The sequence below is a fragment of the Salibaculum griseiflavum genome (assembly GCF_003129565.1).
Lineage (GTDB): Bacteria > Pseudomonadota > Alphaproteobacteria > Rhodobacterales > Rhodobacteraceae > Salibaculum > Salibaculum griseiflavum.
Map to the genome: position 1 here is coordinate 1 of NZ_QETF01000012.1, position 25,267 is coordinate 25,267.

Below are 25,267 nucleotides of genomic sequence, written 5' to 3' on the forward strand. Positions count from 1 at the left end.
CCCGCTCCGGCAAGATCATGCGCCGCATCCTGCGCAAAATCGCCGAGAACGACTACGGCAGCCTCGGCGACACCTCAACCCTCGCAGACCCCTCCGTCGTCGATGACCTCATCGAAAACAGGATGAACAGGGGGGACGCGTGATGGACGGCGCAGACATGAAACCGACCGCCCCCGTCCTGATCCTGCTTGGCCCGCCCGGCGCGGGCAAGGGCACCCAGGCGCGGATGCTGCAAGAGCGTCACGGCTTGGTGCAGCTGTCTACCGGTGACCTGTTGCGCGCCGCCGTGGCCGCCGGCACCGAGGCCGGCAAACGCGCCAAGGCGGTGATGGAATCCGGTGACCTTGTCAGCGACGAGATCGTCATCGCGATCCTGCGCGACCGCCTTGCCGAACCCGATTGTGCCAAGGGCGTGATCCTTGACGGTTTCCCGCGCACCGCCGTGCAGGCCGAGGCGCTGGACGATCTGCTGGCCCAGACCGGTCAGCGGATCAATGCCGCGGTCAGCCTCGAGGTCGAAGACGCCGCCATGGTCGACCGTGTTTCCGGTCGCTTCACCTGCGGCGGGTGTGGCGAGGGCTATCACGACAGGTTCAAGCCGACAGACAAGCCCGGCACCTGCGACAAATGCGGGTCGACCGACATGCAGCGGCGTGCCGATGACAACGCGGCCACGGTCGCACAGCGATTGCAGGCCTATCACGCGCAGACCGCGCCGCTGATCGCCTATTACGAAAACGCCGGCGCGCTCGCCCGTGTCGACGCTATGGGAGCGATTGAGGAGATCGCTGCCGACCTGAGTGCTGTCGTGTCGAAGGCTACGACCTGACGCGCGACGCAACCTGGTCCTGACGGGGCCGGTGGGAACAACAAAGAGGGGGTAAAGCCCATGTCCCAAGACAACGACAACAACGCTTATTGGTCCGCCAATGTGCGTCTCATCCTGATCAGCCTCGTTATCTGGGCGCTGGTCTCTTTCGGGTTCGGAATCGTCCTGCGCCCGTTGCTGGCAGGCATCTCTGTCGGGGGGGCCGATCTCGGCTTCTGGTTCGCACAGCAAGGATCGATCCTGGTCTTCCTGGCCCTGATCTTTTTCTACGCCTGGCGGATGAACAAGCTCGACCGTGAACACGGCGTGGAAGAGGAATAGGACCCATGGATCAGTTTACACTCAACCTGCTGTTCGTGGGCGCGAGTTTCGCGCTCTATATCGGCATCGCGGTCTGGGCCCGCGCCGGGTCGACCAGCGAATTCTACGCCGCCGGTCGCGGCGTGCACCCGGTCACCAACGGGATGGCAACGGCGGCAGACTGGATGTCGGCGGCCAGCTTCATCTCGATGGCGGGCCTGATTGCTTTCACCGGTTATGACAACAGCTCGTTCCTGATGGGCTGGACCGGCGGCTACGTGCTGCTTGCCCTGCTGCTTGCTCCCTACCTGCGCAAGTTCGGCAAGTTCACCGTGTCCGAGTTCATCGGCGACCGGTTCTACAGCTCGACCGCGCGCATGGTCGCCGTGATCTGCCTTCTGGTCGCCTCGATCACCTACGTGATCGGCCAGATGCAGGGCGTGGGCATCGCCTTTGGTCGCTTCCTGGAGATCGACGCCTTCTGGGGCCTGATGATCGGCGCCTGTGTGGTGTTCGCCTATGCCGTGTTCGGCGGCATGAAGGGCGTGACCTACACCCAGGTGGCGCAGTACTGCGTTCTGATCACCGCCTACACGATCCCGGCGATCTTCATCTCGCTGCAGCTGACCGGCAACCCGATCCCGGCCCTGGGCCTGTTCGGCGAACACGCTGCCTCGGGTGAGCCGCTTCTGGCCAAGCTGGACCAGATCGTCACCGACCTTGGCTTTGCCGAGTATACCGCCGCCCATGGCTCGACCATCAACATGGTGCTCTTCACCCTGTCGCTGATGATCGGCACCGCGGGTCTGCCCCACGTCATCATGCGCTTCTTCACCGTGCCGCGTGTGTCCGACGCACGCTGGTCCGCTGGCTGGACGCTCGTGTTCATCGCCCTGCTCTACCTGACGGCCCCGGCCGTGGGTGCCATGGCGCGCCTGAACATCTCGGAACTGATGTGGCCGAATGGCACGGATGGTGAGGCGGTCAGCGTTGAGGCCATTGAAACCGATCCCGAATATGCCTGGATGGCAACCTGGGAAAAGACCGGCCTGCTGGGCTGGGAAGACAAGAACGGTGACGGGCGTATTCAGTACTACAACGACGCCAATGCCGACCTGCAAGCCAAGGCTGCGGAGAACGGTTGGGAAGGCAACGAGCTGACCAACTTCAACCGTGACATCCTGGTTCTGGCCAACCCCGAGATCGCATCCCTTCCGGGCTGGGTCATCGGCCTGGTCGCGGCCGGTGGGCTGGCCGCAGCCTTGTCCACCGCGGCGGGTCTGCTTCTGGCCATTTCCTCGGCCGTCAGCCACGACTTGCTGAAGGGTCAGCTGACCCCGAACATGTCAGAGAAGAACGAGCTGCTAGCCGCGCGTATCTCGATGGCGGCCGCGATCGTCGTCGCCGTGATCCTGGGTCTGAATCCCCCGGGCTTCGCCGCCCAGACCGTGGCCCTGGCCTTCGGCCTGGCAGCGGCCTCGATCTTCCCGGCGCTGATGATGGGGATCTTCTCGACCCGCATCAACAATTCGGGCGCCGTGGCCGGCATGCTGGCCGGTCTGATCGTGACCCTGCTCTACATCTTCCTGCACAAGGGCTGGTTCTTCATCCCGGACACCAATTCGTTCACGGATGCTGACCCGCTGCTGGGCCCGATCAAGTCCACCTCGTTCGGTGCGATCGGTGCCGCGGTCAACTTCGCCGTCGCCTACGTGGTGTCCGGCATGACCAAGGAAACCCCGCAGGAGATCAAGGACCTTGTCCAGAGCGTCCGCATCCCGCGTGGGGCCGGCGGCGCCGTCGACGGGCACTAAGAAAGGGCTCGGGGCGCGCGCGCTTTTGCAGCGCCCCGTATTCCAAGATCGTCCTGTCCGCGTCATAGTGGGCAGGACTTTTTCCTAGAAGGCACATCGCCATGCCTCTGCCGACCCAGCTGATCCAGTTCCTTGCCTCGGTGCACCCCTATGACAGCCTGCCGGATGCAGCGCTGGATGACTTGGCGCAGGTGGCCCAATCCGAGGAGTTCGCAAAAGGCGACACGGTTTTCGCGGTCGGGGAAAAGGTTCGCAATCTCTACGTGATCGCCGAGGGCGAGATCGAGATCACCGACGAAGCCGGCGTTCAACTGTCCATTCTGGGCCCCCGGAATTCCTTTGGAGAGCGCGCCCTGCTGCGTGGCGACGCGGCGAGCCGGACCGCCACGGTGCAGGCCCCGGCCAGGATGATCAGCATCCCGGCCGCGACGTTCTTCGACCTGATCGAGACCCATGCTCCGGTGGCCCGCTTCTTTGACCGCCGCCGCCCCGAACGAGCCGGCGGCAACGACGTGGCCACCCTGCCGGTCGAACGTCTGATGACGCGGGATCCGGTCACCTGCACGCCCGACACGCCGATCCGTGACGCGGCCCGGCAGATGCATGAGCGGCACATTTCCTCGATCTGCGTCAATGACGAAGGCGCCTTCCGTGGCATCGTCACCCTGCGCGATCTCAATGGCCGGGTTATCGTTGGCGGCGCCGATGCCGCCGGGCCGGTCTCGGATATCATGACCGAGGCACCGCTGGCACTGAGTCCCAAGGCGTTGGTGACGGATGTTCTGCACCTGATGGTCGAGCGCGGCATCGGCCACGTTCCCATCGTCGAAGACAACAGGCTTCTGGGTATAGTCACTCAAACGGACCTGACCCGCGCCCAGGCCATGTCCTCGGCCGATATCGTGGGCAGCGTCGCCAAGGCCGCCGATGCCGGTGAAATGGCGCGCGCCACGGCACAGATCCCCAAGCTGCTGGTGCAGCTGGTTGAAACCGGCAACCGGCACGAGGTCGTCACCCGCCTGATCACCGATATTGCCGATACCGCCACCCGGCGCCTGCTGGCCCTGGCAGAGTCAAAGCTGGGTCCGGCGCCAGTGCCCTACCTGTGGCTGGCCTGCGGGTCGCAAGGCCGGCAGGAACAGACCGGCGTATCGGACCAGGACAACTGCCTGATCCTTTCCGACGACGTGACCGATGCGGACATGCCCTATTTCGCCGACCTCGCCAAATTCGTCAGCGATGGGCTGGACCGCTGCGGCTACTTCTATTGCCCCGGCGACATGATGGCCACGAACCCGCGATGGTGCCAGCCCATGAGTGTCTGGCGCGACTATTTCGAAGGCTGGATCGCCAAGCCCGATCCCGAGGCGCAAATGCTGGCCTCGGTCATGTTCGACCTGCGCCCCATCGGCGGCGACGAAAGCCTCTTCGAAGGGTTGCAGACCGAGACACTCAAGGCGGCGGCCAGGAACTCGATCTTCACCGCGCACATGATTTCCAACTCTCTCAAGCACCAGCCGCCGCTTGGCCTGCTGCGCGGGTTGGCGACGATCCGGTCGGGTGAACACCGCAACCAGCTGGACCTGAAGCATAACGGTGTCGTGCCGGTGGTGGACCTTGGTCGCGTCTATACCTTGCAGGGACAGTTGCCACAGGTGAACACCCGCGCCCGGATCGAGGCCGCGATCGCGGCCGGTGCGGTATCGAAATCGGGCGGCGCCGACCTGTTGGATGCCTATGACCTGATCGCCACCATGCGGCTGGAACACCAAGCGGCGCAGATCAAGGCAGGCGAGCCGCCCTCCAACTATCTCGACCCGTCCGACCTGTCCGATTTCGAGCGCAGCCACCTCCGCGACGCCTTCGTTGTGGTCAAGACCATGCAATCCGCCGTTGGGTCCGGCAAAGGTGCGATAGGATAAACCATGTTTCTTGAACTGATCGCCACAGTCTTCGCAGGGATCGCCTGTGCGGGTATCGTCATGGTCGTGAACCTCATGACAGGGCGCCGTTTGCCGCGCTGGCTGATGCCCGTTGCCGCCGGTGCGGGCATGATCGCGATGACGATCTCGAACGAATACACATGGTTCGACCGCACCGCAGAGCGCCTGCCCGAGGATGTTGTGATCGCCACCACCGTCGAGGAAAAGGGCTGGCTGCGCCCGTGGACCCGGATCTGGCCCTATACCAAGCGCTTTGCCGCCGTGGATACCGGCACCATGCGTCGCAATTCCGCGCTGCCCGGCCAACGCATGGCCGACCTCTATTTCTTCGGCCGCTGGTCCCCTGTCAGCCAGGCGCCGATGCTGTTCGATTGCAATGCGGGCCGTTCGGCCCTTCTGATCGATGGCGCCGCCTTTGCCGAGGACGGCAGCGTCGCGGATGCCGACTGGGAAGCCATGCCCGAAGACGACCCTATCCTGAGACTTGTCTGCGAGACCTGACATGCTGACCCGCCTTGGCCTGCGCCTGCGCATTTTCCTGTTCTTCTGCCTGCTGGCGGCGGGCGGGGCGGCGCTGGCGGGCGGCGCGCTCTGGTTGGGGTGGTCACGTGCCGAAGCGACGCTGCCGACCGCGCCTTTCGTTACGGCCTTTATCGTCTTCGCCTTCGTCAATACCGGGCTGGCGCTGGGCGTGTGGCTATTGTTCGACGAATACGTCGCGAAACCGATCAACACGCTTTCCGCTGCGCTGCGTCTTCGGGCCCATTCCGGTATCGACAGCGAGGTCGATGCCGAAGCCGCGCGCTATCTGGGCGACCTTGCGCCCGCCGCGCAGGCCCTGACCGAGAGTTTCAGCAGCTCGGTGATGGATTCCGCGGCACATGTCGCCCATGAAACCCAGCGCCTGCGCGCGGAAAGCGAACGGCTGACCGCGCTGCTGACGGAAATGCCGCTGGCCACGATCCTGTTGAACCCGTCGCTGGAGATCGTGCTTTACGATGCGCAGGCCGCCGGCATCCTGTCGCTGGTCGCACCGCCGCGCCTGAAAGCCCCCCTTTCGGACTACTACGAGCTGACCACGCTGCGCGCGGCCATGGAAAGGCTGTCCCCGGACCAACCAGAAGTCGCGTTCGAGTTACAGGACACCGCCCGCGGCACGGCCTATGATGCCCGGCTCAAGGCGTTGGGCAAGGATGGCTACATGGTCTTCGTCGAGATCACCGCCCATGACAGCCCGCGCCCTGCCCCGCGCCCGCTGGTTTTCGATTTCGACCTGATGACGACCACCAAAACGCAGGAAATCTCCGATACCTCGTTGCGCGATCTGTGTTTCGTGCCCTTCGATACCGAAACCACGGGGCTGTCGGTGGAAAAGGATGCCATCGTGCAGGTCGGCGCGGTCCGGATTTTGAACGGCCGTATCGTCGAAGGCGAAGCGATCGACAGCTATGTCAATCCGGGCCGGCCGATCCCGCCGGCCTCGACAAGGATTCACAAGGTCAGCGACGATCACGTGGCCGGTGCGCCTGGGGTCGCAGAGGTGGGCCGCGCCCTGCACCATTTCGCCCGCGACTCGGTGCTCGTCGCTCATAACGCGCCCTTCGATATTGGACTCCTGCGCAAATTCGCCCCCGAGATGGGGGTCGAGTGGACCCATCCGGTGGTCGATACGGTGCTGTTGTCGGCCGTCGTTTTCGGCACCAACGAAGACCATTCTCTGGACGCGCTGTGCGACAGGTTGGCGGTCTCCATCCCGCCAGAGCTGCGCCACACCGCCATGGGCGATGCCCGTGCCACCGCCGAGGCGCTGGTGAAGCTGCTGCCCCTTCTCGAAGGCAAAGGCATCAAGACATTCGGCCAGTTGGTGCAGGAAACCAGCCGCCACGGCCGGCTGTTGGAAGACCTGAACGGCTAGGCTACCACATCCGGCCTTTTGCATAATCCGGATAGGTAACATCGTAGGTTTCCCCGTCGAAATCCGGCTCGACCTCTTTCAGGAAAGCGCCCGCACTCGGCAACCCCGCGGAATCGTCGCGCGACCAGAGGCCGGCGCGCATGACCGCCTTGGCACATTGGAAATAGGCCTCGTCGAGTGTCACCACCGTTACCGTCTTGGGGTGCCGACCCTTCTGCTCGAACTGCTCCGTTAAGGATGGATCCGCCGTGACCACGGCACGGCCATTAACCCGCACCACGTTGTCCGACCCCAGCACCAGGAACATCAGGCTGACGCGCGGATCTCGGACGATGTTGCGCAGATTGTCCAGCCGGTTGTTGCCTTTCCAGTCGGGTAGCAGAAGCGTGCGGTCATCGGCGATCTTCACCACCGGGCCGTCATCGCCACGCGGCGTGGAGTCGGTCCCCTCCGGTCCGACCGTGGACAGGATCACGAAGCGGCTGGCCCCGATCCATTTGCGATAGGCCGGGGTCAGCCGGGTGACGACCTTGGTCAGAGACCGGGGCGACGGGGCGCCATAGATCGCATCGAGCGCATCGAGGGTCTCAATCCGGGTCATGTTTCGATCTCCTTGAGCCCAGCCTCGGCCATCAGGGCGTTGGACCGCTCCTCGACCTCATGCTCCAGCCTGTTCATGAAATCACGGCCTGTCAGGCCCTGTGGTATCGGATCGAGGAATTCGACCACCGCGGTTCCGGGCCGCCGCATGATTCCCTTGCGCGGCCAGAACAGGCCGACATTGCAGGCCACGGGGACGCAGGGCTGGCCCAGTTCGGAATAGAGAACGGATGAGCCGACCTTGTAGGGTGCCTTGACGCCCGGTGGAATGCGCGTGCCCTGGGGGTAGATGATCAACTGGCCCGGGTCGGCCCGGCCCGCCTCGACATCGGCGACCATGCGTTGAACGGCCTGCGCCCGTTTACCCCGATCAACCGGGACACAACCGATGCGCAGCGCGTACCAGCCCAGGATCGGTGCTTTGGTCAATTCCTTTTTCATGATGAACTTGCCACGCGGCACGCTGGAATAAATCAGGATGATGTCGAGGAAACTCTGGTGCTTGGCGGCGATCAGGCATTCGCCGGTAGGGGGCGTGCCGCGCACCTCGGTCCGGATGCCGACCATCCACGGAGCAGTCCATTTCACGAAACGGCACCAGGCATGGCAGGCGGCGATGGCCCCGTCCCGGCTGCGCAGGGCGGCAGGCAGATAGATCAGGCCATAGGGGATCATGGCGAAATAGATCACCACCACAAAAACGAAAGACCGAAGCCACTGGATGAATTGCATCAGGATTGTTCCCCCAGACTGCGCAACGCCGCCTGCCGGGTCGCGAAAAAGGACACCAGCGCGGCCAGCGGCGGGATGGTCAGCGGCCACAGCCAGTGCCAGCCCTGGAACCCCAACCCGGTCAGGAAACCGCCCGCCACGTCCGTGGATGGCAACGCGAGCACCGCCAGCAGCCCCAGCACCGTTCCGACCGCCGCCCCCACCAGGGCCCGCAAGGTAAAACGGCGCACGAAGGCGCGGGCGATATAGACATCGCGGGCACCGACCAGTCGCATCACCCGGATCACCTGCGCATTGGCGGCCAGCGCCGCGTTCGCAGCCAGCGTGATCATCGCCGCCGTCGTCAGCGCGATCAGCCCTATGGACACCCAGGCCAAGAGACGCAGCCGGCCGGCGGCCTGCACAAGCGGTTCGCGCCAGCGTCCGTGGTCGTCGAGGATCGCGCCGGGCACCTCGGCCTGCAGCCGGGCCCGCAGACCGGCCGGATCATAGCCCTCGCCCTCCTCGATGATCTCGATCAGCTGCGGGATCGGCAGGGTCTCGACCGGCAGGTCGGGGCCGAACCAGGGCTCCAGCAGAGCGCGTTGTTCCTCGGCGGTCAGGGGCCGGGCTTCGGCCACGCCGGGCGTGGTGCGCAGAACCTCGACCGCCGCCGCGGTCTGGGCCTGCATCTGGTCGGCGGGGGCCGAGATGCGCAAGGTCGAAGTGCGCGCCAGTTCCTCGGACCAGCGATCGGCCAGCCGCCCGGTGGCAAGCGACATGGCCAGCGCGAAGACTGCCAGAAAAGCCATGGCCGCTGCCGACATCAGCGTCAACCGCGCCGTGAACCCGGTCGGCGGCACCGCCCGGTCGGCCTGTGGGTCGCCGGCCAGCAGGCCCAGCATGCGGCGCAGCATCTCCATCACAGATTCGCCCCCGCCGCCTGAATACGGCGATCTTTGAGCCGCAGCACCCGCGCCTCGACCTCGGATTTGGCGGCGCGGATCAGCGACAAGTCATGCGTGGCGATCAGCACCGTCTTGCCCATCCGGTTCAGTTCGATCAGCAGCGTCAGCAGGCGCTGCGACATGTCCCAGTCAACATTGCCGGTCGGCTCATCCGCGAGTATCACATCCGGCGACATGATCACCGCCCGGGCCAGAGCCGCGCGCTGGCGTTCACCGCCAGAGAGTTCAGGCGGCAATTGCCCCGCCTGGCGCCGCAAACCAACCCAGCCCAGCAAGTCTTCGAGATCCTCGGGCGCGCCATCGCGGCCTGCAACCGTCAGCGGCAATGCGATGTTCTCGGCCACGGGCAGATGATCCAGAAACTGGCAATCCTGATGCACCACGCCGATGCGCCGGCGCAGTTGCGCGATGTCGTCGCGGCCAAGGCTGCGTGTATCCTGCCCGAACAGGCGCACCTGCCCGGCAGTCGCCGTCAACTCGCCATAGCAGAGCTTCAGAAGCGTGGTTTTTCCCGCCCCTGATGGGCCAGTCAGGAAATGAAAGGACCCCGGCGGCAAGGACAGCGTGACAGAGGAAAACAGCTCTCCGCCGCCATAGCTGTATGCAACATTATCCAGCTCGATCACGCCCGCATCTCCCTGCTGGACGATGTTCTGGCCGAAAAGCCACCTGTATGCAATTGGCCACGGGGGAATTCCGCCTTTGGCCCGTTAGACGCAAATCCTTTGCGCTGGCACCCGCGGATCGCTAAGAATCCAGTGCAAGAGCAGGAACAAAAGCCCCGAAATCAGGGGAAAGGACAAGACCGATGCGGCTGGTATGCCCCAATTGCGGCGCTCAATACGAAGTGGCCGACGACGTGATCCCGGATAGCGGTCGGGATGTGCAGTGTTCCAACTGCGGTCACACATGGTTCGAAGAGCCGGGCATCGCGGCGCAGCCGGCCCCGCACCAGCCCGAGCCCGAACCAATACCCGACCCCGAGCCAACACCCGAACCGGAGCCGGAACCGGAACCTGAGGAGGCTCACGAACCGGAGCCAGAACCGGAACCGCTTGACCAAGCCGAGGACACCGAGACACCCGACGACGCGCCTCAGCCGGAAACCGGCCCCGAGCGGCGCACCATCGACCCCGAAGTCGCCCGGATTCTGCGCGAAGAGCGGGAACGCGAAGAAGCCGTTCGTCATGCCGAGGCCGACAGCCTGGAAAGTCAGCCCGACCTGGGGCTGGACGACGCCGCCAGCCCTGATGACCAACGCAGTGAAGAGGCCCGGCGCCGCATGGCGCGGTTGCGTGGCGAGGAGTCCAAGCCCTCGGGCCCCGCTGCCGCAGCAGCAGCAGCCGCAGCCACGGTCGCGGCCAGCAAGGACGGCGATCAAGTCCGGCGCGACCTCTTGCCGGATATCGACGAGATCAACTCGACCCTGCAATCGGATGGCGAGCCGGGTCCTGCCCAAATGGAGGACAGGGCGCAGTCGTCTCGCTCGGGCGGGTTCCGTCGCGGCTTCCTTCTGGTGGTCCTTCTGGCGGTGATCGCGGCGCTCGTCTACGTGTTCGCGCCTCAGATCGGTGACGCCGTGCCCGCCCTGGCTGATCCGCTGGACGCCTATGTGGTGCAGGTCAACGAGTGGCGGTTGTGGCTGGATGCGACGCTGCAGGACCTCATGGCCGGCATGGAATATGGCCCGGATGCGGCGACCGACAGCACGCCGACCGTATCCCCCGAGGCCCCTGAAACACCGGAAACGCCCGAGGCGCCAACCGAGTAACGCGCATGATAACGGACATCGAAGAGTATTTCGCGCGCGGCTGCGGCCGCTGCGCCCGCTTCGGCACGCCCGATTGTTCGACCCGGACATGGGCTGACGGGCTGGCAGCGCTGCGTCGGCTCTGCCTGGAGGCCGGGCTGGAAGAACGCGTCAAATGGGGGCATCCCTGCTACCTGTATGCGGGCCGCAACATCGTGATCATCGGCGCGTTCCGGGGCGATTTCCGGCTCAGTTTCTTCAACGCTGCGCTTATGAGGGACCCCGATGGCGTTCTGGAACGCCCGGGTCCGAACACGCAGCATGCAGACATGATCCGGTTCATGACCAATGGGGCGGTGGATCGGCTGGCCCCGGTCATTGGCGCCTACCTGGCCGAGTCCAAGGGCTATGCCGAGGCGGGGATCAAACCGCCCAGCGCCACGCAGGAGCTGGAGTTGCCCAAAGAACTGATCGCGGCGCTCGATACCGATCCGGTCCTGGCCGAGGCCTTTCACGCCCTCACCCCGGGGCGCCGGAAAAGCTATGTCCTCAACCTGGCAGGCGCGAAAAAGCCCGAAACCCGCATCGCCCGGATCGAGAAGTTCCGCGACCGGATCCTCGCCGGCAAGGGCGCGACGGAGCGATAGCGGACTGGCGCCGGCCGGACCATTCGCGGTATCATGTTCGGGTCAGGGCCATTCGCCCGCTCCAGTTGCGATCCGTGAAAGCAGACCAATGCCACATGCAGAAATCACATTCTCGACGCGCATCCTGCGCAAGCAGGATGACCTGCCACGTTATGTCGTCGTCAAACCGGCGCATGTCCCAGGCCGCAATTCGGCCTTTCCGGCAGAGGTGACGCTCAATGGTATAGGCCCGTTCGAACGCAATATTCGCCCCTGGGGTAAGGGGTCGGATGTCTTCTTTTTCAACCTGACCGCGGCCCAATGCGCCAAAGCCGGCCTGAAGACGAACGACACGTGCCAAGTGACCATCACCCCGAAGGGCTAGCCGCCCGTCAGGCCGGCGGCGACCACTTGCAGGTCGATCCGGGCTGAGGGCAAACGCGGTTCAAAAACGCTCCAGCAACCGCTTCAAGTAGTCCAGCTCCAGCTCGGGCCGTTCCTGGTCGGCGGAGCGGTCGCGCAATTCCTTGAGCAGTTCCTCGGCCCGGCGGTAGATATCCTCGCCCTGGAGCATGTTCTCGTCGCTGCCGAACTGGCCGGAATTGCCCATCTGGCGACCCAGCGGATCGCGGCGGCCCGGCTCGGGGCGACCATCGGCACGACCGGTCTGGGTGCCCTGCCCCTCTTCAAGTTGTTCGCGCTGGTTTTCGGCCAAGGCCTCGCCCAGGTTGCGCATGCCGTCGCGCAAGGCGTCCATCGCCTCGGACTGGCGGTCGATGGCCTCGGCCATGTCGCCCTCGCGCAACGCGTCCTCGGCACCTTCCATGGCGTCCTCGGCCCGGCCCAGCGCCTCGCCCGCGCGGTCTGCCGCCTCGCCGTCCAAGCCCGGCAGCGCGTTGCGCAACTGGTTCAATCCCTGCCGCAAGGCGTTTTGCCGGTCAGCCAAAGACCCCTCGCCGGTCGCCTCGCCCCCCTGGCCACCTTCGCCGATCATACCCTGCTGGCTGTTGTCACCCTGCCCCAGACCCTGCCCTTGCTGGCCCTGTTGGCCCTGGCCCGGCTGATCCTCGCCGCCGGGCTGTTGGCCCTGCTGCTGTCCCTGGGGTTGCTGACCCTGTTGCCCCTGCTGGCCAGGTTGGCCCTGATTGAACCGCTCCTGTAGCTCCCGGAAGGAATCGTCGTTCAACTGCTGTTGATCGCGCAGGGTCTCGGCCAGGTCCTGCATGGATTGCTCACCGGGGGTTTGCGGCCCATCACCGCCTTCGCCCTGAGTGACGCGCATGTTTTCCATCATCTGGTTGAGCTGTTCCATCAGCTCCTGCGCCTCGGCCATGCGGCCTTCTTCCATCAGCTCCTGGATGCGGTCCAACAGGGCGTCGATTTCGCTTTGGGAAATCTGCCGGTTCTCCTCGCCGCTATCGGGCTGATCGGTGCCATTCTCGCCCGGCTCGGCGTTTTCGGCCAGCATGCGCATGTACTCATCCATCGCGGCACGCAGCTCATCCATCAACTCCTGGATTTCCTCCTCCGAGGCCCCGTTGCGCATCGCCTCGGCCAGCCGTTCCTGCGCCCGCTCCAGACGGTCGCGCGCATCGGCGAGCGAGCCGTCCTCCAGAAGGATCGCCAAGTCCCAGAGCGCTTGGGCGATCTCTTCCTGCGCCGCGTCGGACAGGCCGCCTTCCATCTCGGCCTCCAGCCGGCGCAGGGTAATGCGCAACCGCAGATAGCTGGTCTCGTTGTTGAACAACTCGTCAGGTCGGTGCGATACGGCGCGCAGCACCATCGCCACCCGCGATGCATTCGCTTTGGACCAAAGCAGGTCACGGCGCTGTTCGATCACCGCCTTGGCGACCGGCTGGAAGAACCGCCGTCCCGGCAGGCGCATGGTCTCGGGCGTACTGCTGCCGGACTGGCCGACGGCATCCTCGACAGTCAGGGTCAGCGTCACCGGCAGGTTCGCCCAGGGATGCTGCGAGAAATCGTCGATCAGTCGCTCCTCGAAATCCGCGCGATCGCCGGAAAACGGCATCGGCAGATCCACCACAAACGCCTCGCGCGGGTCCGGGTCCACGGCCAGCCCATGGCGGCGATCTACCGCCCCCAGATCCAGGTCGATCCGCGCCTCACCGGCGAACACGCCGTGATCGTCGCTGGCCCGGAACGGCTGGGCCATCTCGCCCGAGGCCTCGACCTCGACCGGCCCGGCCAGCTCCACCATGGGTGCCTCGTCGGGCAACATGACAACATCCCAGGCCGCGCCGCCATCGCCCATGATTTCCAGGCGGCCCGATTGCGCCACCTCGAAGCTCTGCTGCACATCCGAGGCCGGCGGCACCTCTCCGGTTCGGCCGGAGACGGTCTCGGCCACGGTCAGCTCGCCGACCTCGCCATAAAGCCGCACGGTGATAAGCGATCCTTCCGGCGCGCGGATCGCCCGGCCCTGAAGGTCGGCCAGGTAAAGGGTCGGCTTGCCGGTATAGCCTGGCGGCTCCACCCAGCCTTCCCAGACCGGACCGGTGGCAATCTGGCCAGTGCCGCCAATCCCGGCCTCGACCACGCTGCCGACCCGCAAGAGCGAGCCGAACATCAGCGCCACGACGAAGACAAGCAACGCGATATATCGAAGGCCGAACGGGTCTGACCGTGACAGGCGCAGATCAGGCTCGACCGGGCGCGCGTCGCGGGTCCGGTCGGCCATGCGTTGCAGATGCACCCGCCAGACAGTCTCCGATGCCGCATCGCCCGCGCCGATGGCCTGCTGGTCCTCGAGCGCGGCGATCGGGCGGCCCGGCAGGCGCGCGTCGACCCGTGCAACGGCTTCATCGCGCGTGGGCACCCGAAAGCCCCGGACCCCGCGCCACAACGTCCAGCCAAGGACCAGGACGACCAAAACCGCGAAACCCCAGACGAGTTCCAACGGCAGCCGATCCTGCCAGCCCATGATCAGCGGAGCCAACCCGACGAACAGCACTGTCCAGACCGGCCAGAATGCGCGCGTGATCCGTTCGGCCCAAAGGCCGATCCGGGTCAGGGCAATGGGCATGCGCAGATGCCGGGGGGTCTGCTCTGGGCGGATGTCAACCTCACCATTCGCTGGGGCCGTTCGGAATACCCGCTACAGCCACTTGGGGATGGTATCTCGATTCAGCATCTCGTCAAAGGTCGGGCGTCGGCGGATAACCGCGAATTGATCCCCGTTCACCAGCACCTCGGGGATCAGGGGCCGCGAATTGTATTCGCTGGCCATGACCGCGCCATAGGCGCCGGCGGACCGGAACGCGATCAGATCGCCCTCGCCCAGTGCCGGCAACATGCGCCCCTTGGCGAAGGTATCGCCGCTTTCGCAGACCGGGCCGACAATGTCATAGGGGGTCATGACGGCCCCGGCTTCGGCTTCGCGCACCGGCACGATATCGTGCCAGGCGTCATACATCGCGGGTCGGATCAGGTCGTTCATCGCCGCATCCGCGATCAGGAATTCGCGGCCTTCGCCCTGCTTGACATAGATCACCCCGGCGACCAGCAGCCCGGCATTCCCCGCGATCAGCCGACCTGGCTCGATCTCGATCTCGCAGCCCAGATGGCCCACGACTTCGCGGACCATCTGTCCGTATTCCAAGGGCAAGGGCGGCGCCTCGTTCGACCGCTCATAGGGAATGCCCAGCCCGCCTCCCAGGTCGAGCCGCCGGATATCATGGCCATCGGCACGCAGCGCCTCGGTCAGCTCGGCCACTTTCTGATAGGCCAGCCGGAACGGCTCCAGGTCGGTCAACTGGCTGCCGATGTGCACGTCGATCCCGATGGCCTTAAGGCCCGGAAGTCCCGCGATCTCGGCATAGACCTCGCGGGCACGGGCAATCGGGATACCGAACTTGTTCTCGGCCTTGCCGGTCGAGATCTTCTCGTGCGTCTTCGCATCCACATCCGGGTTGACCCGAACCGTCACGGGCGCGACCACGCCCATGGACTCCGCAACCTCGGACAGCGCGCGCATTTCCGGTTCGCTCTCGACATTGAATTGGCGGATTCCACCTTCCAGCGCCAGACACATCTCGTCGCGGGTCTTGCCGACCCCGGAAAAGACGATCCGCTCGCCGGGCACACCCGCCGCCCTGGCGCGCCGGTACTCGCCGCCCGACACCACGTCCATTCCCGCGCCCGCCTCGCCCAGCAGCTTGACCACTGCCAGGTTCGACAGGGCCTTCATGGCATAGCAGACCAGGTGATCGGTGCCCGCCAACGCCTCGTCGAACAGCCGGAAGTGACGCAGCAGCGTGGCGCTGGAATAGACGTAGAACGGCGTGCCCACGGCCGCCGCAATCTCGGAAATCGGCACATCCTCGGCATGCAATGCGCCATCGCGATACAGGAAATGGTCCATCCCGGCCCCCTTCGACATCCTCGCGGGTTTAGCAGGTCTGGCGAAAACCCCAAGGCTTCTTTGGGTCAAAAATACCGCATCGCAACGGGGCTGACCGCGCGACAGGGCGGCGGCGCGGCGCCTGACCGATTTCGTAAATGAAAGCGTCGCGGCAGCGACACCGCCTAGCTGCGTCCCATCCGAAGGAAGAGGTAGAGCGGCAGGCCACAACTGACCCCGATGCAAAAGGTCGCGGGCACCGCGAGCAACCCGGCCCAGCGCCGTGTCGTCACGCTTTCCCAGATCACCCAGATGGTCAGCGCCACGGCCGCGATGGTCAGGTCCCAGACCAACCCGGATGCTGCATCATTGGCGTGCCAGGCATCGACCATGGCCATGATCGACCAGGTATTCTCCTGAAACCAGGAGATGAAATACCACATCGGATGCACCGTGCCCCAAACCGCCAGTGCCAGGAACAGCCACCGCATCAGAGGTTCAAGCCGACCGAGACGGTTCCGTTGGTCGCGCCGACGCTGGCATTGGTGCTCACTCCGCCACTTCCGACGGAAACGCCGACACCGGCGGTCGGCTGGAACGGCGGGTCATCCGCGCCACAGGCGGCAAGGCCGAGCAGGGCGATCAGTGCAAGGGTCTTCTTCATGTCAGTGCCTCCTTCCAGCGGGCGATCTGGTCCCGGACGCGGTCCGGGGCCGTGCCCCCGTAAGACGTGCGGCTGCGGACGGAATTGTCCACGCCCAGCACATCATACACCCCTTCGGTGATTCCCGCGTGGCTGGATTTCATGACCTCCAGCGGCAGGTCCGGCAGGTCGCAGCCGCGCTTTTCGGCTTCGGCGACCAGCGCACCGGTGACGTGATGCGCCTCGCGGAAGGGCAGGCCCAATTCTCGCACCAGCCAGTCGGCGAGGTCAGTGGCGGTCGAGAAACCTGTGGCGGCCGCGGCCCGCAGGTTCTCGGGCCGGGCACTCATGTCCGCCACCATGCCCGCCATGGCCGCCAAGCCCAGCATCAGGTTGTCGGCGGCATCGAAAACCTGTTCCTTGTCCTCCTGCATGTCCTTGGAATAGGCCAAGGGCAGGCCCTTCATCACCGTCATCAGCGCCACGTTGGCGCCGAAGATGCGCCCGATCTTGGCACGCAGCAATTCGGCCGCATCCGGGTTGCGCTTCTGCGGCATGATCGACGATCCGGTGGACCATTTGTCGGACATGGACACGAACCGGAACTGGGCCGAGGACCAGATCACCAGCTCTTCGGCAAGGCGGCTCAGATGCATCGCGCAGATCGACGCGGCGGCCAGGAATTCCAGCGCGAAATCGCGGGCCGAGACGGCGTCGAGCGAATTGGCCATGGGGCCGTCGAAACCCAGCGCCTCGGCGGTCATCTGACGGTCGATGGGAAACGGCGTCCCCGCCAGCGCCGCCGCGCCGAGGGGCGACTCGTTCATCCGCTTGCGGGCATCGGAGAACCGGGCGCGGTCGCGCCCGAACATCTCGACATAGGCCATCATATGATGGCCCCAGGTCACCGGCTGCGCGGTCTGCAGATGGGTGAAGCCCGGCATGACCCACTCCACCCCCTGTTCAGCCTGGCCCAACAGCGCCTTCTGCAGCGCCACGAGGCCCGCCTCGGCCGCATCGCACTGATCCCGCACCCAGAGCCGGAAATCCACGGCCACCTGGTCATTCCGACTGCGGCCCGTATGCAGGCGCCCGGCCGGTTCGCCGATCACCTCTTTCAGGCGCGCCTCGACATTCATGTGAATGTCCTCCAGCGCGGTGGAAAAGGTGAAAGTCCCGCCCTCGATCTCTGACAAGACCGTGAGCAGCCCTTCCCGAATGGCTTCGGCGTCCTTTTCTGAAATGATACCTTGGGCCGCCAACATGGCCGCATGCGCACGAGACCCGCCTATGTCCTGTTTCGCCAACCGTTTGTCGAACCCGATCGAGGCGTTGATCGCCTCCATGATCGCATCCGGTCCGCTGCCAAAGCGCCCGCCCCACATTGCATTCGATCCCGTTTTGTCCGACATGGGTCCCCGCGTTCCAAAGGTGGTTACATGAACAAAGCCCTCATCCTGACAGCTGCCGCCGCCATTGGCCTTGCCGGTGGGCTATACTTGGCCTTGAGCGACAGGGAAAGCCCCGCGCCTGCCACCACGGTCTTGGATTTCACCGCGCTCGAAGAGATGCGCGGCGGCGACATGACCAAGCTTCAATTCGCCCAGGCCCCCGGCTCGGCGGTCGCCTTCGCCTCGGAAACGGGCGAGGACATGACCTTCGCCGCCTACGAGGGCAAATACGCGCTGGTCAATTTCTGGGCCACATGGTGCGCCCCCTGCCGCAAGGAAATGCCGCAACTGGCCGAGTTGCAGGCCGAGTTCGGCGGCGAGGATTTCGAGGTTGTTACCATCGCGACCGGCCGAAACCCGCGCCCGGCGATGGAGGCGTTCTTTGAAGAGATCGGCGTCGATAACCTGCCGATGCACACAGATGCCAGCAGCGCGCTGGCCCGCGACATGGGCGTTCTCGGCCTGCCGGTGACACTGATCCTCGATCCCACTGGCCAGGAAATCGCCCGCCTTCAGGGCGACGCCGACTGGGCCAGCCCCGAAGCCAAGGCCATCATCGCTGCACTGATCGACGGGTAGGGGCGGTTGGATGCGGCGAGTGGCGGGTTTGAGCCCATCTGTGCCGCCCGTTCGGCGCAACTGGCCGGCTAACAGTCGCGCAGCGGCCCGGCCATCGTCAGCCCCTCCCGAGGGCTGGCGATTGGGAAATGGACGCGCGAGGCTCGGTCTGGTGCAGTGTGCGGCAGCCATAAAGCGCCCCTGATAGTTTCGTTGGATCGCCACCCCAGGGGCTGACCATGGCCTCAGTCGAACGGCAGGAAAGTCCCGCCAACCAGCCTTTGTTGCCCGGCCTCTACCCGGCGTTCTGGCGCTCGATATAGGTGCGCAATTCCTCGGCTTCGCGGCGGGCGTCGCGCAGCCCGTCCATCGCGGCGCGCAGTTCGGCCTCGGTCTGGGCCATCTGGTTGGTCATCTCGGCTTCGCGCTGTTGCAGGTAGGTGATCGCCTGGTCGCGGGTTTCCTCGGCCTCGTGCAGGGCCTGCGCCATCTTGTCCAACTCGCCCACCTCGGACTTGCTGACCCGGGTGAAGCGGTTGATCAGCCAGCTTGCGAACCAGCCAAGGCTGAAGGCCACGAACAGCACGATTGCCGTGGCGATGATGAACTCGGTCCTATTCATTCGTCTCTCCCGTCGCGGCCGCGTCTGAGCCGCCCTCCCCTGACCCGTCCGTCGCGCCTTCGGCGGCCAACTCGTCCAGCGTGCTGGCTTCTTCCGTCATTTCAACTTCGATCAACGAGAACTCGATCCGGCGGTTCGCCTCGCGACCTTCTTCGGTCTCGTTGTCGGCGATCGGGTTGTCCTCGCCATAGCCCACGGCGCGGAAACTCGATGTCGGCACCCGCCGCATGCGCAGCGCGGTCAGCACCGCCTCCGCCCTTTGCTGGGACAGGCGCTTGTTCATTTCCTCGCGGCCCTGGCTGTCGGTATAGCCCGCGATCTCGATCCGCAGGTCGGCACAGCGGCGCAGGATCTCGGCAATGTCGTCGACCACGGAAATCGCCGCGCCCGAAATATTGGCCGAGCCGGGGTCGAAGGTGATCTTGCGATCCAGCGTCACGGTTTCGATGCGCGACAGGCATTCCTCGTCCGTGGGCATCGCCTCGATCGGGTCCAGCGCCTCGACATATTCGACCTCGACTTCGAAATCCTGGTCTTCGCCGAGCTTTTCGATCAGCAACCGCGAGACGCGGGCGCCGGCTTCCTCGTCGCCGGATTTGCCACGCACGACAACGGTATCCGGCTCGACCACGAGCGACCCGTTCGACAGGATCGACAAGGCCTCGATCCCGGCCAGAACCCGCACGCCCCAATTGCCGGGCAATCCGTCGACCACCCGGGTGCCCATCGCGATATCGGCTGTTCCGAACCGCGCCCGGGCGTAGTTCTGTGCGGTAGTGTTGAGCAATTCGTCGGTGACCCGCCCCCGCAGCTGCACCGTGCCCTCTGGGCTGAGCGTGGCGATGAATTGTGGCGGGCCCTGATCGGCATCTTCGGGGGCCTCGGGCAACACCGCTTCCAGCGCGAAGAGCTCCGGAAGCTCGTTTTCCAAAGCCCCGACGATACGGTCGAAATTCCCCTGCACGGTGCCCTCTGACGCGATCAGGGTGATATCGGCATCGGAAATCGTAACGGTCCCGCCGCCCAGTTCGCCAATGGCCGCAATCGAAAGCGACACAGCCTGCCCCCAGGTGCCGGACGGGGCGCCAAGCGCCAGGGTGCAGCCCACACGCCCCTCGGCCCCGGCAGCGCGGGCAGCGGCGACGATACGGTCCTCCGCCTCTGTCGTATCGGCCACGCAACTCTCGAACCGCGCGCCCTCGGCATCCTTGACGAAACGGGTTGTGAAGGGGGTGATCACCGGGCGCGGCGCCATGATCTGCAACGCCACATCGACGCCCTCGGGCTGGTTACGGGCCAGGTCGCTTTCCATGCGGGCCTTTTCCGCATCGGAATCGACGATGGCCTCGACGGCAACGCGGTCGGCGCGCACGGAAACCTTGGAGCGTGGCAAGGCGCGCAGGGCCCGAATGCCGTAATCCACGGCCGCCTGCCAACCCTCTGGCTGGGGATAGTCTGCCACTTCCAGCAGATCCGCCACACGGTCGGGCGAGTCGGTCAGCCCCTCCAGACGGGCATTCAGCCTTTCCCGATCCGAGGCGGCGGGGATCAGGCCGATGATCGAGATCCCACTGTCATTGCGCAGAACCTCCATCGAGAATTCCGGCGGCGCGATCCCTGTCGGGTCGCGGACTGTCATGTTGTCGATGACGCGGCTGGCATCCACCATGGTGCCTGCCGTGGAAATCGCCCGGAACCGCTCGGCCTCGCTGTCGGCCTGGCCTTCCAGAACGATCTGCAGCCCATCGCCGATGACCGAGGCAAAGCCGAGGCTGCGTTCTTCAAGTGCGGTTTCCACCGCCGCGACCGAGGTGCTTTCAACCGTCCGCACCGCCGCCTGCGCCGCGAAGACGCAAACCAGCGCGGCAAGGGCGAAAGCACCGATACGAATGAAGAGTTCCGAAAGACGCATTTGGCCTCGACAACGGCAGGGATGCCCTTCCTTAGGCCCTAGCCGAACAGGGTTCAATCACAGGAACAGAGCGACGGCGAAAAATGGCACGGGGATCAGGCCCGCGTCGCGGTTCGACCGGAACAGGCGCAGAAGGCCTGGGTTGTCCTCGGGGTCGAATTGCCGCAACTGCCACAACAGGTGCCAGCCCATCGCCCATGGCCCGCACAGGGCCACCACAAGCGACAGGACAGACCGGTCAATGGCGACAAGGATTACCGCCAGCGCCATCAGGCTGACCGTGGCGACAAGGAACCAGCGCAGCCAGCGCGGCGTGGCATCACCGAAAAGCCGCGCGGTGGACTTCACCCCGATCAGAGCGTCATCCTCGGCGTCCTGATGGGCGTAGACCGTGTCATAGAAAAGCGTCCAGCCCATGCCCGCAAGGTAAAGCACCACGGCGGGCCAGCCCAGGCTGCCCGTATGGGCGGTATAGACAAGCAGCGCGCCCCAGTTGAACGCCAGGCCGAGGAAAACCTGCGGCCACCAGGTGAATCGCTTGGCAAAGGGATAGATGCAGACCGGCACAAGCGAGAGCACGCCCAACAGAATGGCATTCATGTTGAAGGTCAGCAGGATCAGCAGCGCCACGAAACTTTGCAGCGCCATCCAGACCAGCGCCGCCCGCACCCCGACCTGCCCCGACGGGATCGGCCGCGACCGGGTGCGCTCGACGCTGCCGTCGATATCGCGGTCGGTGATGTCGTTCCACGTGCAGCCCGCCCCGCGCATCAGGAACGCCCCCAGGGCACAGCCCAGCGCGATCCACAGGTCGAACCAGCCCGCGCGCCCGGTCTGCAACATGCCCAGGAGCAAGCCCCACCAGCAGGGCAGCAGCAGAAGCCAAGTGCCGATGGGCCTGTCCGCGCGGCTCAGCCGCAGGTAGGGCCGGGTTTCGGGCGGGGCGTGGCGATCCACCCAGTTGCCCCGGTAGGCATCGGCAACGGTTCCATCCTGCTCTGGCGTCTCTGGCGTCCCGGTCATATGGTCCCCGCATGTCCAAGGTTCGGCTTTTTGTAGATCACCCGCTGGGGGCGGGGCAAACGGTTCCGCTGGACCGCGATCAGGCGCATTACCTGTTCGGGGTGATGCGGCTGGGGCCGGGGGCGGTGCTGTCATTATTCAACGGGCAGGACGGGGAATGGGACGCCGAGGTCACCGAGGCGGCCAAGCGCCGTGGCACGCTGACCTGCATTGCCCAAACCCGTCCCTTGCAGGAACCGCCCGACCTTTGGCTGCTTTTCGCACCCATCAAGAAGGCGCGGACCGATTTCATCGTCGAAAAGGCGACCGAGATGGGCGCGCGGCGGATCTGCCCGGTGCTGACCGAGTTCACCAATTCCGAACGGGTGCGGGTGGATCGTTTGCAGGCCCACGCGGTGGAGGCCGCCGAGCAATGCGGGGGCACCTATGTGCCTGAGGTTGCCGAGCCTGTGAAACTGGACCGGCTGCTCGATGGCTGGGACCCGGCGCGCGCGCTGATGTTCTGCGACGAAACCCGGATCGGGGCGGCCGATGACCTGCCCGACACGTTGCGCGCGCCGACCGCCATCCTGATCGGGCCCGAAGGTGGCTTTTCCCCGCGCGAGCGCGACCGGTTGCGCGGCATGGACTGCGCCACGGGCGTTTCGCTCGGGCCGCGTATCCTGCGCGCCGACACGGCGGCCGTCGCGGCGCTTACCCTGTGGCAAAACGCGCACGGAGACTGGTGATGCGCCCCGAGGTCAAAGCCCTGCTTCTGCGCTGGCGCGAGGCCCTTATCGGCCTGGCCGTTGCGGCCCTGGGCCTCTATTGGGGCCTGGTTTCCTTCGGTATCCTTCGGTGGTTGGGCTGGGTGATCGTGGTCGCCGGTCTGGCGCTGATCGTCACCGGCATCCAGCGCGGAAGATTCCGGCGTGCGGGTGACGGGCCGGGGATCGTCACGGTCCGAGAGGGCCGCGTCGCCTATATGGGCCCCGAGGCGGGCGGGATCGTGGATATCGATGCGCTGCTCCGGCTGGATCTGTCCCCGGATGGACCGGCCTGGGTGTTGATCAGCGAGGATGGCAGTCGCCTGACCATTCCTGCAGATGCGCGCGGGGCGGACCAGCTCTTTGACCTCTTCGCGACCCTTCCGGGGCTGGGGTTGGATCACCTGCTGCACCTGCTGGATCATCCAGGCGAGACGCCGCAAACGCTCTGGCAACGCGGGCGGAAGCAATTGCACTGACCCGCGCCAAATCGCACAGCCTCCGTGCATTGACTTGGGCTGATACAGGCGGCACCAAGGTTTTCTGAAAGAAACAAGAAGGGCCGCGTGCCATGTCCATTCCCCAATCCGGTGGCGGCCCCATCGAAAGCCGCGACCAGCTTGCCGAATTCCTTGAAAAGGGCTGCAAGCCCAAGGACGACTGGCGCATCGGCACCGAGCACGAGAAATTCGGCTATTGCACCGACACGCTGCGCCCGCTGCCCTATGACGGGGAACGATCGGTCAAGGCCATGCTGGAAGGGCTGCGCTTTCGCTATGGCTGGGACCCGGTCTTCGAGGGCGAGAACATCGTCGGGCTGGAAAAGGGCGGGGCGAACGTATCGCTGGAACCGGGCGGACAGCTGGAACTGTCCGGCGCGCCGCTGGAAACCATCCACCAGACCTGCGACGAGGTGAACACGCACCTGCGAGAGGTCAAGGACATCGCTGACGAGATCGGAGTCGGTTTCATCGGGCTGGGTGCGGCCCCGATCTGGTCGCACGAGGACATGCCGATGATGCCCAAGGGGCGGTATCGGTTGATGACCGATTACATGGACCGGGTCGGCACCCACGGCAAACAGATGATGTACCGGACCTGCACCGTGCAGGTGAACCTGGATTTCGGGTCCGAGGCAGACATGGTGCAAAAGCTGCGCGTCGCGCTGGCCCTGCAACCCGTCGCCACCGCGCTCTTCGCCAATTCCCCCTTCTTCGAGGGCAAGGTGAACGGCCACAAAAGCTGGCGCAGCCGCATCTGGCGCGATCTGGACGCGGATCGCACCGGCATGCTGCCCTTCGTCTTCGAGGATGGCATGGGGTTCGAACGCTGGGTCGATTACGCGCTCGATGTGCCGATGTATTTCGTCTACCGCGACGGCAGGTATATCGACGCGCTTGGCCAGTCTTTCCGCGACTTCCTTGACGGCAAGCTGCCGGCCCTGCCCGGCGAAACCCCAACCCTGTCGGACTGGGCCGACCACCTGACCACGATCTTCCCCGAGGCGCGCATCAAGCAATTCATCGAGATGCGCGGCGCCGATGGCGGCCCGTGGCGGCGGTTATGTGCGCTTCCGGCCTTCTGGGTCGGGCTGATGTATGATCAGGGCGCGCTGGATGCCGCGTGGGACCTGGTCAAGGACTGGGATGCGGAAACCCGCGAAGCGTGGCGCGTCGAGGCCTCGGTGCACGGGTTGCAGGCCAAGGTCGGCGGTCGGACCATGCAGGAACTGGCCGGCGACGTGGTCGACATCGCGCGCGGCGGGCTCAAGGCGCGGGCCCGGCCCGGGCTGGGCGGTATGGTCGCCGATGAACGCCACTTCTTGCATGCGCTCGAGGACACGATCGAAACCGGCAAGGCCCCGGCGGATGAGTTGCTGGACGCCTACCACGGCGACTGGAACGGCGACCTGACCCGGATTTACAGGGACTTCAGCTACTAGGCGACAGCCCGGCCCCGCGAGGGAACCGGGCGTTTCACGTCCCTATTCGAAGGTCTGCGCCGGGTTGGACGGGCCGCCCGGTTCCGGGCCCCAGTCATTGGTGCGCGGCTCGCTCGGCTGGATGAAGAAATAAATCAGGATGATTGCCCCGATGATCGGGATGAAGGCCAGAAGAAGCCACCAGCCGCTTTTTCCGATATCATGCAGGCGGCGCACCCCGACCGCGATCGCGGGGATCAGAAGGCCCAGGCTGACGATCAGCGACAGGATCGCAAAGATCGCGGCGATCCCACAAGAACGTTCAACACGATATTCACCAGGATGTTGAACAGGAAGAACCACCAGTATTCCGACCGGCTCGAACGACCTTTGAAATCAAGGTAACGCTCCAGCAGAGCGGTGCGAACAGCTGTCATGAAATCCATCTAACAAACTCCTTTTCTGCATCGTGAGTTGCGAGAAGCGTCCGCCACCTTGCGGCTTCGGTCAACGCCAATCTTCTGTGCGGTATGGTTTTCCCTACGCCTCTTGTGGTCGCGAAAACCCGACTACCT

At 65.1% G+C, this 25,267-nt stretch carries 25 protein-coding genes and 1 pseudogene; 13 read left to right on the forward strand and 13 right to left on the reverse strand.

From position 1 onward, the window contains the following. The first annotated feature begins 157 nt into the window (after window positions 1-157). The 6 genes from DFK10_RS11000 to DFK10_RS11025 all read left to right on the forward strand — a co-directional run bounded on the left by DFK10_RS11000 (window position 158) and on the right by DFK10_RS11025 (window position 6,801). Window positions 158-829: an adenylate kinase gene (locus DFK10_RS11000; protein WP_235866827.1), complete on the forward strand. Its 672-nt coding sequence runs from the start codon at window positions 158-160 to the stop codon at window positions 827-829. A 60-nt stretch (window positions 830-889) separates the two neighbouring features. Further along, window positions 890-1,150, forward strand: coding sequence for a DUF4212 domain-containing protein (locus tag DFK10_RS11005; RefSeq protein ID WP_109389083.1), 261 nt, complete (start codon window positions 890-892; stop codon window positions 1,148-1,150). Between the two features lie 5 nt (window positions 1,151-1,155). Further along, on the forward strand, window positions 1,156-2,943 hold the full coding sequence (locus tag DFK10_RS11010; protein WP_109389084.1) for a sodium:solute symporter family protein: 1,788 nt from the start codon (window positions 1,156-1,158) through the stop codon (window positions 2,941-2,943). 101 nt (window positions 2,944-3,044) lie between these two features. Then, window positions 3,045-4,865 carry a DUF294 nucleotidyltransferase-like domain-containing protein gene (locus tag DFK10_RS11015; protein ID WP_109389085.1) on the forward strand — a complete coding sequence of 607 codons (1,821 nt, stop codon included), beginning with the start codon at window positions 3,045-3,047 and terminating at the stop codon, window positions 4,863-4,865. Window positions 4,866-4,868: 3 nt separating this feature from the next. Beyond that, complete coding sequence (locus DFK10_RS11020) at window positions 4,869-5,387, forward strand: hypothetical protein (RefSeq protein ID WP_109389086.1); 519 nt, start codon at window positions 4,869-4,871, stop codon at window positions 5,385-5,387. A 1-nt stretch (window position 5,388) separates the two neighbouring features. Then, window positions 5,389-6,801 (forward strand): 3'-5' exonuclease, encoded by a 1,413-nt coding sequence (locus DFK10_RS11025; RefSeq protein ID WP_109389087.1) that lies wholly within the window; start codon window positions 5,389-5,391, stop codon window positions 6,799-6,801. Window position 6,802: 1 nt separating this feature from the next. Here the strand turns inward: DFK10_RS11025 and DFK10_RS11030 are convergent, their stop codons facing one another. The 4 genes from DFK10_RS11030 to DFK10_RS11045 are packed head-to-tail and all read right to left on the reverse strand — an operon-like array spanning window position 6,803 to window position 9,706. Beyond that, window positions 6,803-7,402 carry a pyridoxamine 5'-phosphate oxidase family protein gene (locus tag DFK10_RS11030; protein WP_109389088.1) on the reverse strand — a complete coding sequence of 200 codons (600 nt, stop codon included), beginning with the start codon at window positions 7,400-7,402 and terminating at the stop codon, window positions 6,803-6,805. After that, window positions 7,399-8,133, reverse strand: coding sequence for a lysophospholipid acyltransferase family protein (locus tag DFK10_RS11035; RefSeq protein ID WP_109389089.1), 735 nt, complete (start codon window positions 8,131-8,133; stop codon window positions 7,399-7,401). Before DFK10_RS11035 ends, DFK10_RS11030 begins: the two co-directional genes overlap by 4 nt. Beyond that, entirely contained in the window at window positions 8,133-9,035 is a 903-nt protein-coding gene (locus tag DFK10_RS11040; protein ID WP_217810136.1) for a cell division protein FtsX, read from the reverse strand. The genes DFK10_RS11035 and DFK10_RS11040 overlap by 1 nt, the downstream gene beginning before the upstream one ends. Continuing rightward, the gene (locus DFK10_RS11045) at window positions 9,035-9,706 is read right to left on the reverse strand and encodes a cell division ATP-binding protein FtsE (RefSeq protein WP_109389091.1); all 672 of its coding nucleotides are present in this window, start codon (window positions 9,704-9,706) and stop codon (window positions 9,035-9,037) included. Before DFK10_RS11045 ends, DFK10_RS11040 begins: the two co-directional genes overlap by 1 nt. 182 nt (window positions 9,707-9,888) lie before the next feature. Here DFK10_RS11045 and DFK10_RS11050 point away from each other — a divergent pair, with 182 nt between their 5' ends. From DFK10_RS11050 to DFK10_RS11060, 3 genes are all read left to right on the forward strand, one after another. Then, window positions 9,889-10,851 (forward strand): zinc-ribbon domain-containing protein, encoded by a 963-nt coding sequence (locus tag DFK10_RS11050; protein ID WP_109389092.1) that lies wholly within the window; start codon window positions 9,889-9,891, stop codon window positions 10,849-10,851. A gap of 5 nt (window positions 10,852-10,856) precedes the next feature. Further along, window positions 10,857-11,477, forward strand: coding sequence for a YdeI/OmpD-associated family protein (locus tag DFK10_RS11055; RefSeq protein ID WP_109389093.1), 621 nt, complete (start codon window positions 10,857-10,859; stop codon window positions 11,475-11,477). Between the two features lie 88 nt (window positions 11,478-11,565). Next, the gene (locus DFK10_RS11060) at window positions 11,566-11,841 is read left to right on the forward strand and encodes a DUF1905 domain-containing protein (RefSeq protein ID WP_109389094.1); all 276 of its coding nucleotides are present in this window, start codon (window positions 11,566-11,568) and stop codon (window positions 11,839-11,841) included. Window positions 11,842-11,901: 60 nt separating this feature from the next. On the opposite strand, the gene DFK10_RS11065 is transcribed toward DFK10_RS11060, so the two are convergent. From DFK10_RS11065 to argH, 5 genes are all read right to left on the reverse strand, one after another. Next, window positions 11,902-14,499, reverse strand: coding sequence for a TIGR02302 family protein (locus DFK10_RS11065; protein WP_109389095.1), 2,598 nt, complete (start codon window positions 14,497-14,499; stop codon window positions 11,902-11,904). 72 nt (window positions 14,500-14,571) lie between these two features. Then, entirely contained in the window at window positions 14,572-15,837 is a 1,266-nt protein-coding gene (gene lysA / locus DFK10_RS11070; RefSeq protein WP_109389096.1) for a diaminopimelate decarboxylase, read from the reverse strand. A 164-nt stretch (window positions 15,838-16,001) separates the two neighbouring features. Beyond that, entirely contained in the window at window positions 16,002-16,307 is a 306-nt protein-coding gene (locus DFK10_RS11075; RefSeq protein ID WP_109389097.1) for a DUF2834 domain-containing protein, read from the reverse strand. Continuing rightward, a complete protein-coding gene (locus tag DFK10_RS16500) occupies window positions 16,307-16,480 on the reverse strand; it encodes a hypothetical protein (protein WP_217810137.1) in 174 nt (57 codons plus the stop codon). The genes DFK10_RS11075 and DFK10_RS16500 overlap by 1 nt, the downstream gene beginning before the upstream one ends. Then, on the reverse strand, window positions 16,477-17,871 hold the full coding sequence (argH, locus tag DFK10_RS11080; protein ID WP_109389098.1) for an argininosuccinate lyase: 1,395 nt from the start codon (window positions 17,869-17,871) through the stop codon (window positions 16,477-16,479). The genes DFK10_RS16500 and argH overlap by 4 nt, the downstream gene beginning before the upstream one ends. 27 nt (window positions 17,872-17,898) lie before the next feature. On the opposite strand from argH, the gene DFK10_RS11085 reads away from it, so the two are divergent. After that, window positions 17,899-18,489 carry a TlpA family protein disulfide reductase gene (locus DFK10_RS11085; protein ID WP_109389099.1) on the forward strand — a complete coding sequence of 197 codons (591 nt, stop codon included), beginning with the start codon at window positions 17,899-17,901 and terminating at the stop codon, window positions 18,487-18,489. Window positions 18,490-18,763: 274 nt separating this feature from the next. On the opposite strand, the gene DFK10_RS11090 is transcribed toward DFK10_RS11085, so the two are convergent. Genes DFK10_RS11090 through ubiA form a run of 3 tightly spaced genes read right to left on the reverse strand, consistent with a single transcriptional unit; the run spans window position 18,764 to window position 22,025 of the window. Continuing rightward, complete coding sequence (locus DFK10_RS11090) at window positions 18,764-19,090, reverse strand: hypothetical protein (RefSeq protein ID WP_109389100.1); 327 nt, start codon at window positions 19,088-19,090, stop codon at window positions 18,764-18,766. Then, window positions 19,083-21,002, reverse strand: a complete 1,920-nt coding sequence (locus DFK10_RS11095) for an OmpA family protein (RefSeq protein ID WP_109389101.1) — start codon at window positions 21,000-21,002, stop codon at window positions 19,083-19,085. The genes DFK10_RS11090 and DFK10_RS11095 overlap by 8 nt, the downstream gene beginning before the upstream one ends. A 57-nt stretch (window positions 21,003-21,059) precedes the next feature. Further along, complete coding sequence (gene ubiA / locus DFK10_RS11100; RefSeq protein ID WP_109389102.1) at window positions 21,060-22,025, reverse strand: 4-hydroxybenzoate octaprenyltransferase; 966 nt, start codon at window positions 22,023-22,025, stop codon at window positions 21,060-21,062. Between the two features lie 11 nt (window positions 22,026-22,036). Here ubiA and DFK10_RS11105 point away from each other — a divergent pair, with 11 nt between their 5' ends. The 3 genes from DFK10_RS11105 (at window position 22,037) to DFK10_RS11115 (ending at window position 24,713) form a co-directional block, all read left to right on the forward strand. Next, on the forward strand, window positions 22,037-22,753 hold the full coding sequence (locus DFK10_RS11105) for a 16S rRNA (uracil(1498)-N(3))-methyltransferase (RefSeq protein WP_109389103.1): 717 nt from the start codon (window positions 22,037-22,039) through the stop codon (window positions 22,751-22,753). Then, window positions 22,753-23,250, forward strand: a complete 498-nt coding sequence (locus DFK10_RS11110) for a hypothetical protein (protein WP_235866828.1) — start codon at window positions 22,753-22,755, stop codon at window positions 23,248-23,250. The genes DFK10_RS11105 and DFK10_RS11110 overlap by 1 nt, the downstream gene beginning before the upstream one ends. 92 nt (window positions 23,251-23,342) lie before the next feature. Then, window positions 23,343-24,713, forward strand: a complete 1,371-nt coding sequence (locus DFK10_RS11115; RefSeq protein ID WP_109389105.1) for a glutamate--cysteine ligase — start codon at window positions 23,343-23,345, stop codon at window positions 24,711-24,713. A 42-nt stretch (window positions 24,714-24,755) separates the two neighbouring features. Here the strand turns inward: DFK10_RS11115 and DFK10_RS11120 are convergent. After that, window positions 24,756-25,138: pseudogene (locus tag DFK10_RS11120) on the reverse strand (DUF805 domain-containing protein). Window positions 25,139-25,267: the final 129 nt, after the last annotated feature.

Excerpts from the sequence above, each read along its gene's own strand:
- DFK10_RS11000 (WP_235866827.1), top strand. The coding sequence starts at position 158 with ATGAAACCGACCGCCCCCGTCCTGATCCTGCTTGGCCCGCCCGGCGCG.
- DFK10_RS11005 (WP_109389083.1), top strand. The coding sequence starts at position 890 with ATGTCCCAAGACAACGACAACAACGCTTATTGGTCCGCCAATGTGCGT.
- DFK10_RS11010 (WP_109389084.1), top strand. The coding sequence starts at position 1,156 with ATGGATCAGTTTACACTCAACCTGCTGTTCGTGGGCGCGAGTTTCGCG.
- DFK10_RS11015 (WP_109389085.1), top strand. The coding sequence starts at position 3,045 with ATGCCTCTGCCGACCCAGCTGATCCAGTTCCTTGCCTCGGTGCACCCC.
- DFK10_RS11020 (WP_109389086.1), top strand. The coding sequence starts at position 4,869 with ATGTTTCTTGAACTGATCGCCACAGTCTTCGCAGGGATCGCCTGTGCG.
- DFK10_RS11025 (WP_109389087.1), top strand. The coding sequence starts at position 5,389 with ATGCTGACCCGCCTTGGCCTGCGCCTGCGCATTTTCCTGTTCTTCTGC.
- DFK10_RS11030 (WP_109389088.1), bottom strand. The coding sequence starts at position 7,402 with ATGACCCGGATTGAGACCCTCGATGCGCTCGATGCGATCTATGGCGCC.
- DFK10_RS11035 (WP_109389089.1), bottom strand. The coding sequence starts at position 8,133 with ATGCAATTCATCCAGTGGCTTCGGTCTTTCGTTTTTGTGGTGGTGATC.
- DFK10_RS11040 (WP_217810136.1), bottom strand. The coding sequence starts at position 9,035 with ATGGAGATGCTGCGCCGCATGCTGGGCCTGCTGGCCGGCGACCCACAG.
- DFK10_RS11050 (WP_109389092.1), top strand. The coding sequence starts at position 9,889 with ATGCGGCTGGTATGCCCCAATTGCGGCGCTCAATACGAAGTGGCCGAC.
- DFK10_RS11055 (WP_109389093.1), top strand. The coding sequence starts at position 10,857 with ATGATAACGGACATCGAAGAGTATTTCGCGCGCGGCTGCGGCCGCTGC.
- DFK10_RS11060 (WP_109389094.1), top strand. The coding sequence starts at position 11,566 with ATGCCACATGCAGAAATCACATTCTCGACGCGCATCCTGCGCAAGCAG.
- DFK10_RS11065 (WP_109389095.1), bottom strand. The coding sequence starts at position 14,499 with ATGCCCATTGCCCTGACCCGGATCGGCCTTTGGGCCGAACGGATCACG.
- lysA (WP_109389096.1), bottom strand. The coding sequence starts at position 15,837 with ATGGACCATTTCCTGTATCGCGATGGCGCATTGCATGCCGAGGATGTG.
- DFK10_RS11075 (WP_109389097.1), bottom strand. The coding sequence starts at position 16,307 with ATGCGGTGGCTGTTCCTGGCACTGGCGGTTTGGGGCACGGTGCATCCG.
- DFK10_RS16500 (WP_217810137.1), bottom strand. The coding sequence starts at position 16,480 with ATGAAGAAGACCCTTGCACTGATCGCCCTGCTCGGCCTTGCCGCCTGT.
- argH (WP_109389098.1), bottom strand. The coding sequence starts at position 17,871 with ATGTCGGACAAAACGGGATCGAATGCAATGTGGGGCGGGCGCTTTGGC.
- DFK10_RS11085 (WP_109389099.1), top strand. The coding sequence starts at position 17,899 with ATGAACAAAGCCCTCATCCTGACAGCTGCCGCCGCCATTGGCCTTGCC.
- DFK10_RS11090 (WP_109389100.1), bottom strand. The coding sequence starts at position 19,090 with ATGAATAGGACCGAGTTCATCATCGCCACGGCAATCGTGCTGTTCGTG.
- DFK10_RS11095 (WP_109389101.1), bottom strand. The coding sequence starts at position 21,002 with ATGCGTCTTTCGGAACTCTTCATTCGTATCGGTGCTTTCGCCCTTGCC.
- ubiA (WP_109389102.1), bottom strand. The coding sequence starts at position 22,025 with ATGACCGGGACGCCAGAGACGCCAGAGCAGGATGGAACCGTTGCCGAT.
- DFK10_RS11105 (WP_109389103.1), top strand. The coding sequence starts at position 22,037 with ATGTCCAAGGTTCGGCTTTTTGTAGATCACCCGCTGGGGGCGGGGCAA.
- DFK10_RS11110 (WP_235866828.1), top strand. The coding sequence starts at position 22,753 with ATGCGCCCCGAGGTCAAAGCCCTGCTTCTGCGCTGGCGCGAGGCCCTT.
- DFK10_RS11115 (WP_109389105.1), top strand. The coding sequence starts at position 23,343 with ATGTCCATTCCCCAATCCGGTGGCGGCCCCATCGAAAGCCGCGACCAG.